This window comes from Enterovibrio nigricans DSM 22720 (assembly GCF_900167155.1).
Classification (GTDB): Bacteria; Pseudomonadota; Gammaproteobacteria; order Enterobacterales; family Vibrionaceae; genus Enterovibrio; species Enterovibrio nigricans.
The window spans coordinates 1-9,093 of sequence record NZ_FUXU01000112.1 but is presented as its reverse complement, the minus strand read 5'-3'; the positions used below and the strand labels follow the sequence as shown (position 1 = coordinate 9,093).

The following is a 9,093-nucleotide window of genomic DNA, read 5'->3' as shown; positions in this document are numbered from 1 at the left end:
CATGAGACTACGACGATTGATGGGTGTAGCCGATCAGATCGTAGCTTCTAGATTTAGTTCCATCGATTTAAGCAACAAAGCCTTGCACACCGTAAAATTGATGACACAACCTATGAATTCAATTTACGCCAAGGCGTAAATTTCCAAGACGGTTCACCTTTTAATGCCGACGCTGTTTTGTTGAACATGGAATATTTTAAGAAGGCACCTTTCCTGTTTACCAAAATTGATACCGTGTTTGATTACGCTGAGAAGGTGGATAATTACACCGTCCGGTTCCATTTAAAGGAAAAATACGGCCAATTTCTAAACGATGCGATTTGGATTCAATTTTATACCCGTCCTTATCTGGAGAAATTTGGCTGGAACGGTAAGCCTACCTGCCCGAACTTGGCAGAGGCAGGGCCTTATGGTTTAGGTCCCTACATGCTGAAAGAAGGCTATATCGAAGGAGACAGGCAGACGCCCAAAGCCGTGCTTGTCGCCAACCCCAATTACTGGAACCCAGACTATCCAAAAATTGAAAAAGTGACGGTTTACACGGAGCTTGATAGCAAAGTCGCGATAGAGATGGCGTTGGATAAAGAAGGCGAACTGGATATCATGCCCATCCCTGTGTCTGAGAAGGACAGGGTCGTCAGTTCCCGCTATTCAAAATTAGTTACCGCCCCGTCTACCAACAACATTGCCATTCACATCAATATGCGCACTGGTAATAAAAAGCTGCTGGATAAAGACGTCCGTGTTGCATTAAACAAAGCCATCGACCAGCGCAGATTACTGAGCAAATACTACAACGGTGAAGGCCAAATCAGCCCCACCCTCGCGGCTCCACTGTACCCAGGGTCGACAAGGTTGTAAAAAACCTCAAAGCCTACTCCGAAGTAGAAAACCCTAAATCGATACGCGACGATCTTAAAAGAACATTAAATGGCCTAGAGCTTAACGTGTATACCCAAGATCGCTTTATGCACATATGGAAAGGGATTGACCGAGATCTTCGAAAAGTGGGTGTCAAACTCAACTTCGATATCACATCCAGTGAAAAGGACGTATTTGGCCAACTCCTAAGCACCAATGCAAAGAAAAACACCAAAGAGTGGGATCTATTGGTTTGGGGGGATGACGATTGGTATTACAACCACCCTTGGTCAGCGTTCCTCGTATACAGAACACACAATTATTGGAGCACCATCTACCCTGACAGCCAACTGGACGAATACATCGAAGACATGTTCCGTGAGTCTGTTGGTACGCCCGAGTTTGATGTGGTATCCGAGAAAATTATGCGACACGTCTATAACAGTGGATACATGCTGTTTGTCCCCACGCCCAACAAAGTATTGGCCGTGAATAAAAACGTCAGTTATTCCCCTTACAGGATGGCGAATATGCCGCTATGGGAAATCGAAGTCTCTCCTGACCATTGGTCAGTCAAATAGAGGCTTCAAACGCAACATTTGCTTTGACATTAACGCACCGGAAAGGCGTCGCGCCTTTCTGGCTGGCGTGACGATAAGGGTGAACAATGTTTGGAAAGCTGAAGTCAAAATTACTACTTATTTTTCTTATCATCGGTGTGTTACCGATTTTGGTCGTCGGGTATCTCGCACTCAGTAAAACAAGCGAAGCCCTCCAACAACAGGCTTTCGCGCAGCTTGTCAGTATGCGTGAAGTCAAAAAAACGCAGTTAGAGACGTACTTTAACCGCGCCTTCAATGACATTCGGATTCTGTCCGGCAGTGAAGACGCAAAACAGATTCAAAAACTGATGCGGTTTTATGCCTTCGATGAAGAAGTCACCAAGAACGATGCATTCCCTATTGATACCTATGAATATGAAGACATCTGGGAAACGCACGGCAAAACGCTCGCCGACTACGTCAATGTTTATGGCTATGACGACGTACTGATTATCCAAGCAGACACCGGACACGTTGTTTATACCGCGAATAAAAGAAGCGATCTTGGGGCAAACCTAAATACAGGGGAGCTAAAAAATAGCCCGCTTGCAACCGTGTTTAATAAGGCGCTGCGAACAAAAGATGTCGCTGTCCAAGACTACCAACGCTACTCCGCGATTGAAAATAAACCCGTCTCCTTTATCGCTCATCCTATTAATGATTTAGCGGGAGAAATGCTTGCTGTCGCCGTGCTGGAGCTATCATTCGACGAATTAAATCGCATCATGTTGCAACGCACGGGCATGCGCGAAACGGGGGAGACCTACCTTGTCGGCCAAGATTTCCTCATGCGTTCAGATTCCTACCTCTCTCCTGAGACGCACTCAGTGTTGGCTTCTTTTGAAAACCCTGAAATTGGTAGATTAGAAACGTCTGCGTCTAAGAATGCGCTCGCAGGGAAAACAGCATTCGAGATTATTCCTGACTATCGGGGCGTTCCTGTGCTGTCGGCCTATACCCCAATCAAGTTTGGTGAAAACAATTGGGCACTTATCGCCGAAATCGATGAGGCAGAAGCCTTTGATTCCATCACCAGTTTAAAAAACCTCGTGCTCATCGTGCTCATCGTGCTCATTGGGGGCGTCGTCATAATCTCTATCATTGCACTGGTCGTAACACGCTCAGTGACCGTGCCAGTAAAAGCGTTGACAGATCGATTGACTGATGTGGCAATAAATGGCGATTTTTCCGCACGTGTGGCAGTAAATAGCAAAGATGAAATAGGTCAATCCGCCCGCGCGTTTAATACCCTTATGGACAGCATGCAGGCCGCCATTGGCGAAATACGTAAAGTAATGGAAGGTTTGGCTGACGGTGATTTCAGTATTCGTATTAAATCAGAATACAGTGGTGATTTACTGCTGATTAAACAAGCCACCAATACGTCGTTGGAAAATATCGAAGAAACTGAGTCAATAAAAGCAGAACTTGAGCAAGAAGCCAAGGTGCAGTCAGAAGAAAACGCACGTGTCAGGCAAGCACTTGATAATGTATCAACTAACGCCATGATCGCGGATCGAAACTACGACATCATCTACATGAATCGGTCGTCGAAAGCACTCATGCAAGAAGCCAGAGATGATTTTGCCACACTGGTGCCCCATTTCGACCCCGACAACATCCTCGGACAAAACATCGATTTCTTCCATCGAAACCCAAACCATCAACGGCACATACTTGAACACTTACAAGGCACTCACAATGTCGAACTGAGTGTTGGCGAGCGTATTATGGCCATCGCATCCAGTGCCATCATCGATGATAACGGCGAGAGAATAGGCACCGTCATCGAATGGACAGACAGAACGGCCGAGGTTGCGATCGAACGAAATATCGACGGCGTTGTTGATGCTGCCAGTCGCGGGGACTTTTCAAAGCAATTATCACTTGAAGACAAGCAAGGCTTTTTGTTGAATCTCGCCCAAGGCTTGAATACGTTAACAGCGAATACTGACACAGCTCTTGCTGACGTTCAGCGTATATTTGGCTCAATGGCAAGCGGTGACCTCACAGAGCGCATAGAAAAAAGCTATGCCGGCCGCTTTGGTCAACTGAAGTCGGACACTAACTCGACTATCGAAAAGCTGACGCAAGTTATTGGCGATATCCGTCGAGCGTCCGTTACCATTGCGAATTCATCGAATGAAATTGCCTCGGGGAACCGAGATCTAAGCCAACGAACTGAAAATCAGGCCACGTCACTTCAGGAAACGGCAGCCAGCATGGAAAACATGACGGACACGGTTAAGCAAAGTGCAGAGAATGCCGTATTCGCAAACAAACTCAGTGAGGAAGCGCGATCAAAAGCGCGTGAAGGTGGCAATGTTGTCATGCGTACCATTACCGCAATGGACCAAATCAGCGGGGCCAGCAATAAGATTTCAGACATTATTGGCGTCATCGACGAAATCGCCTTCCAAACCAACTTACTGGCCTTGAATGCGGCGGTAGAAGCCGCGCGAGCGGGAGAACAAGGCCGAGGGTTTGCCGTTGTCGCGGGTGAAGTTCGAAACCTGGCGCAACGTTCTGCCCAAGCCGCAAAGGAAATTAAAGAGCTTATTCGTGATTCAAACAAGAAGGTTGAAGACGGTGCGCTGCTCGTCTGTGAATCAGGGGATATGCTGCAAGAAATCGTCAATATGGTTGAAGAAGTCGGGATTAAAATGGCCGAAATCAGTGAAGCGGCTCAAGAGCAAAGTTCTGGCATTGAGCAAGTGAACATTACTATCGCGAGAATGGATACGATGACGCAGCAAAATGCGGCCTTGGTAGAGCAAGCAGCTACAGCGGGTGAAAGTATGCTCTCGCAATCGCAAGACATGAGCGTGATGATGGAGTTCTTCACCGTTTCCGAATCCACTGAAGCAATCAAGTCACCTAAGTTTAAAAGCAGTAAAGTCCCGAAAAAAGTGGCGATGAAGAAACAACGACGCTCTCCACCTCCGTCTGATGATGATGAAATCGAATGGGATGAATTCTGACCAAGAAAAAGGGGAGCTTATGCTCCCCTTTTTCATTTCCGTCACGCCGGCACTAATTCCGGTGATTGTGGCACTGTGCGCTGCTTCAAAATATGGTGCCACATAATTGGCAGCACGATTGACGCCAGCACCACGTTGGACAAAGGCATAGACATCCAAACACCATTTAGCCCGTAAAGCTTTGGCAAGATGGCGAGAAACGGCAATTGGATGAACATATTACTGAGTGAAATCGCCAACGACGTCCCGCCTTTACCCACGGAAAGGAAGTACATGGACGCCAAAATAATCAGCCCATCAAGGTACATAGCCGACAAGTGAATGCGAATACCGGTTGTTGCTTCATTAATTAACGCATCATTGCCTGAGTTAAACATACCAATGACAACATCAGGGAATACGTTGAGCACCGCCAACCAAAGAACACCCGCGATCAAAGAAACGAGCGTGGCCAATTTTGCCACTTTGACGATGTTATTGTATTGCTTCGCGCCATGATAGAAGCTCACTTGCGGCTGCATGCCCTCAGCAATACCTTCCGCGACAACGTAGTAAAGCGTCATCAGATACCCGACGACCGCAAACGCTGCCACACTCACATTCGAGCCATACTCAACAAACAGCTTGTTGTGGAAAGCGACCAACACACCGTAATACATGAACATCGCCAACGATGAGCTGCCAAGTACAATGGTTTGTTTGGCATCTTTGACGCTGCTGCGCAATGGGTGTTTAAAAATCGACAGATAGGATGATTTTGAAGCCAAATACCCTAAAGCCATCGCAATCGAAATCAGTTGAGCAACGACGGTACCAATAGCGGCACCTTCCAATCCCCACTTAAGCACACCAATAAACACATAGTTCATGGCAATGTTGGAGAGAGCACCCACAACCATCATGCTTGTCGCAACAATCGGACTGTCATCATTACGAATAAAAAACGGTAATGCAGACGCAGCAACTGTGGCTATCGAACCAAAAATAAACACATTGAGGTAATCGACCGCATACCCTTGCGCAAGGCCCGTCGCGCCTTGCAGATCCACCAAAGTTTTACCAAGAAACAAAATGTAGATAGATGAAAGTGCGCCGAAAATAGCCGTCAGCAATAATCCGGTCGTCATTGCATTGCGTGCAGCGGCAAGTTTCTCTTCACCTCGATAGATTGAAATAAGGCTGCCAGTCCCCATGCCTATCATCAATCCTGAGCCGCCAATGATCGAAATCACAGGCCACGCGATATTGATGGCTTTAAGACCTTCCGCACCTACAAAGTGGCCAATAAAAATACCATCGACCAGATAATAAAGGCCATTGACGATCATGGCGGCAATTGCAGGAATAGTGAACCGCCAAAACGTTTTGGTTATTGACGCATTGGGGTTTAAATCATTGATGTGCATAAAAAGTGTCGTAGAGAAAAATCTCGCGCTATTATCTTCATATTTGAGATAGAATAAAGATTATAATCATCCTTAAAACGGATAGGTAATCACCTATGCAGTGGACTCTTGAACAGCTAAAAGCCTTTGTTGAAGCTGCAGACAATGGATCTTTTTCTGCGGCGGCCCGAAAACTGGGCAAAGCACAATCTCGCATCAGTACCGCCATCGCGAATCTCGAAATAGATTTGGGGTTTGAGCTTTTCGACAGGTCCGCGAAACTGCCCGTGCTCACCGAAGCCGGTCAGGAAATGTTAATTGATGCAAAAGCCATATTGCAGCAATGTCAGCGCATGAATGCCCGCGCCATGGCCGTCACTGAAGGCGACCCTGTCGCATTTACCGTCGCGATCGACGAAGCGGTACCAATGCAGACATTTGAAATGCTGTTTGAAATGCTGGCAGACGCGTTTCCCGACCTAAAGCTCACGATCCTCAACGGCTCTCAAGATGACATCGCGACCTGGGTAAAAGACGAACGTGCAGATATTGGTTTTATTTTTCGCGTTAAGTCGATGAAAGAAACGCTTGATTGGTATGACATCACGACCATTAATCAGGTACTTATCGCTGCCAATGATCACCCGCTTGCAAAAATCAAACACCCGAGAGAAGACGATCTGGTGAAATACCGACAACTCGCCATTGTAGACAGTTTGGGCGTTTCGCGAGAACTGCCAATCTCACCAAGATATTGGTATGTCGACAGCTACTTCTATATCTCCAACATGGTAATGCGTGGCGTAGGCTGGGCGTTTGTTCCTCAGCATATTGCGCAGATGGAATGGGTTGAAGGCTCGGTCAAAGTGCTTTCCACCAACGAATTATCAAGCCCGCCTTTGTTAACGTTAAGCGCGATAAAACGTAAAGCAAGAGGATGGGATAAGGTGATGCAATGGATTGACTCCAAGCTCAACACCCTCTTTCCTGAGCAATAAAAAGCACCCTGAGGTGCTTTGTTTTTTAGTTACATATCAAGCAATTATAGATTAAATCAGTGTCTTTCCACTCAACGCGTTGACGCAACAAGACACTGAAAGCCGCTGTTTCGGTCAGATTGTGGACAGTGGATTTAGCCTCACTGCTTCATTAAGATAGTCGGGTGAGAGGTGTGCATACACCATCGTTTGCAGTACCGTCGCGTGCCCTAATATCTTTTGCAGCGTGAGAATATTGCCACCATTCATCATAAAGTGACTGGCAAAGGAGTGCCGTAAAACATGGCTCGCTTGCCCTATTGGTAAATCGAACGCTTGCTGTTTCAATGCGTTGTAAAACTCTTTGTAACAGCTAGAGAATAAACGTCCGTTTTTCCCCGTTGCAATCTCCATCGCCAGTGCTTCGCTGATGGGTACCGTACGGTTCTTGCCGTTTTTGGTATCAACAAACGTCACCTTGTTGGCGAGCAGCTGGGAGCCTTTCAGTGTTTCCGCCTCACTCCATCTGGCACCCGTTGATAAACAGAGTTTGGCAACGCTGAGTGCATCACATGACAATGCATCAAGAAGTTGGGAGATCTCCGACATGTTAAGGTATCCCATCTCTCTCGACGGCACTTTAAGCTTGCTTAACCCCTTTAATGGGTGTTCGCCAATAAACTGCTCAGACTTGATAAGCGCAGAAAACACGCCGCTTAACTTGGCTTGCTCTCGGTTCAATGTTGACGGCTTGATCCCATTTTGAGCACGCGCTGCACGCCATTTTGAAAAGAGGGCTTTGTCAACCTGATACGCAGGCGGATCTCTTAAATCCTCACAAAGGTTTAGCAGGCGCATTTTATCACCTCTCCCACCTTTTAAGTGCTGCCCGTGGTGTAGGTACCACAGCTCAATCAACTCACTAAGCCGCCTTTTATCAAGAGGTTTATCTAACCAATCCTTGTTATTGCGCGTTGCAATCAGCCAGCGTTCATACTGCTGTGCTTCATACTTTGTTTTAAAACGTTTTCTGTATCGTTTTCCGTTGCGTCCTTGCGGACGGCAATCAACCTCGTAACCACCAGGGACAGATTTAATGGACATTGAGTTGCCCTCCCCAGGTGTAAAACGCAGGTGCATAGACGGCTATGCTTGTTTTCGTGACGCCTCGTCGACTAAGCCGCATTGCTCTTGAATTGAAAAGGCAGGGCATATTTGTCCCGAACTAGGCTCCGTATCGCCAGTCATCAGCCATAACGCATATTTTTTAAATTTAACATGATTCACTATTTTCATTACTCCATCCAATCTTGGATTTTGTTTATCAGAAAGATAATTCTCTAAGGATCTTTGGGGTATATCTACCAACTCCGCGAACTCTCTCTGGTTGTACCTCTCTTCCTTAAGAACGCATTTCAGGCGTTTACCAAAACTCATATATTGATAACCGTATTTATAAGTGGTAAATTCCGAATCATTAAGTGGATTCGACATGTATTGATGTTTGGTATGCAGACCAAACCTAATGAGGATACCGCAAATGGGTAGAAAAAGAGAACCAGTGTCAGTGGATGTCCAGACAGGACAAAACATTGTTGTGCTTCAAGTCGATATGTTGCCTATCACCATTGACGAGTACGCACGCCGAACAGAGCAGGATGTCGTCGCGCTACACCAACAAAAGCAGCGCGGCACCTTGCCTGTTATTCAAGCGGGGAGAGGGTGCAAGGTGTATGTCAATCAAGCGAAACTCATTATTGATTCACTGATTGCCGCAGGGTTTGACGTTCAGCTTGCGAATGGACTCTCTCAAGGTCTGGTGCTAGGTCGCCAGCGTCAGGAGTAACGCTATGCCGCATAACGCACTGCGCACGACCTTTAACGATCTGCTGCAAGGCTTCGCGTTTGATGGCGAAGCGCGAACCCATTCCCTTGATGCCATGCCTGCCGCCGTGACTTACCGCCACTGCGCAGACATGGCCGAACTTTTACAGATCACAAAGGCATTTGCCAAAGCGGCCTACCGACTAGGCGATGCCGACGCCGCGTTACATTTTCTCGACGCCGGCGCATTGCTTACCCGCGAAGAATGCTTGCCTGAGCCTTTGCCCCTGCCGACGGTGCGCCCATGAACATCACGCGTAACGGCCTTGCTGACCTTCTCTTGATCATCGCCAATTTTTTTGGGGGCGTTATGTCGGTGGTTTTCTTCCCTATGGAATGGCCGTTTGCATTACTGGCCTCTCTTGTGGCTGTGCATGTCCTTCTTCGCTTTTTCGCGGGATAA

The 9,093-nt window shown here is 47.1% G+C and carries 10 protein-coding genes; 7 read left to right on the top strand and 3 right to left on the bottom strand.

Translation table 11 applies throughout. The features are described 5' to 3' along the window. Positions 1-96: 96 nt before the first annotated feature. The 3 genes from B5D35_RS25070 (at position 97) to B5D35_RS21335 (ending at position 4,444) form a co-directional block, all read left to right on the top strand. Positions 97-861, top strand: coding sequence for an ABC transporter substrate-binding protein (locus B5D35_RS25070; RefSeq protein ID WP_244556694.1), 765 nt, complete (start codon positions 97-99; stop codon positions 859-861). Positions 862-968: 107 nt separating this feature from the next. Then, positions 969-1,442, top strand: a complete 474-nt coding sequence (locus B5D35_RS25065) for a hypothetical protein (RefSeq protein ID WP_244556693.1) — start codon at positions 969-971, stop codon at positions 1,440-1,442. A gap of 86 nt (positions 1,443-1,528) precedes the next feature. Next, positions 1,529-4,444 (top strand): methyl-accepting chemotaxis protein, encoded by a 2,916-nt coding sequence (locus tag B5D35_RS21335; protein WP_078754498.1) that lies wholly within the window; start codon positions 1,529-1,531, stop codon positions 4,442-4,444. A 41-nt stretch (positions 4,445-4,485) separates the two neighbouring features. On the opposite strand, the gene B5D35_RS21330 is transcribed toward B5D35_RS21335, so the two are convergent. Next, positions 4,486-5,850 (bottom strand): MATE family efflux transporter, encoded by a 1,365-nt coding sequence (locus B5D35_RS21330; protein WP_078754497.1) that lies wholly within the window; start codon positions 5,848-5,850, stop codon positions 4,486-4,488. A gap of 95 nt (positions 5,851-5,945) precedes the next feature. On the opposite strand from B5D35_RS21330, the gene B5D35_RS21325 reads away from it, so the two are divergent. After that, positions 5,946-6,827: a LysR family transcriptional regulator gene (locus B5D35_RS21325; RefSeq protein ID WP_078754496.1), complete on the top strand. Its 882-nt coding sequence runs from the start codon at positions 5,946-5,948 to the stop codon at positions 6,825-6,827. Positions 6,828-6,941: 114 nt separating this feature from the next. Here the strand turns inward: B5D35_RS21325 and B5D35_RS21320 are convergent, their stop codons facing one another. Together B5D35_RS21320 and B5D35_RS25550 are read right to left on the bottom strand one after the other, a co-directional pair. Continuing rightward, positions 6,942-7,910, bottom strand: a complete 969-nt coding sequence (locus tag B5D35_RS21320; protein ID WP_078754495.1) for a phage integrase — start codon at positions 7,908-7,910, stop codon at positions 6,942-6,944. Positions 7,911-7,952: 42 nt separating this feature from the next. Beyond that, a complete protein-coding gene (locus tag B5D35_RS25550) occupies positions 7,953-8,243 on the bottom strand; it encodes a helix-turn-helix domain-containing protein (RefSeq protein ID WP_425291250.1) in 291 nt (96 codons plus the stop codon). Positions 8,244-8,346: 103 nt separating this feature from the next. Between B5D35_RS25550 and B5D35_RS21310 the strand changes: the two genes are divergently transcribed. The 3 genes from B5D35_RS21310 to B5D35_RS24415 are packed head-to-tail and all read left to right on the top strand — an operon-like array spanning position 8,347 to position 9,093. After that, positions 8,347-8,652, top strand: coding sequence for a hypothetical protein (locus tag B5D35_RS21310; protein ID WP_078754493.1), 306 nt, complete (start codon positions 8,347-8,349; stop codon positions 8,650-8,652). A 4-nt stretch (positions 8,653-8,656) separates the two neighbouring features. Continuing rightward, positions 8,657-8,938: a hypothetical protein gene (locus B5D35_RS21305; protein WP_078754492.1), complete on the top strand. Its 282-nt coding sequence runs from the start codon at positions 8,657-8,659 to the stop codon at positions 8,936-8,938. Continuing rightward, positions 8,935-9,093, top strand: coding sequence for a hypothetical protein (locus B5D35_RS24415; RefSeq protein ID WP_157828424.1), 159 nt, complete (start codon positions 8,935-8,937; stop codon positions 9,091-9,093). Before B5D35_RS21305 ends, B5D35_RS24415 begins: the two co-directional genes overlap by 4 nt.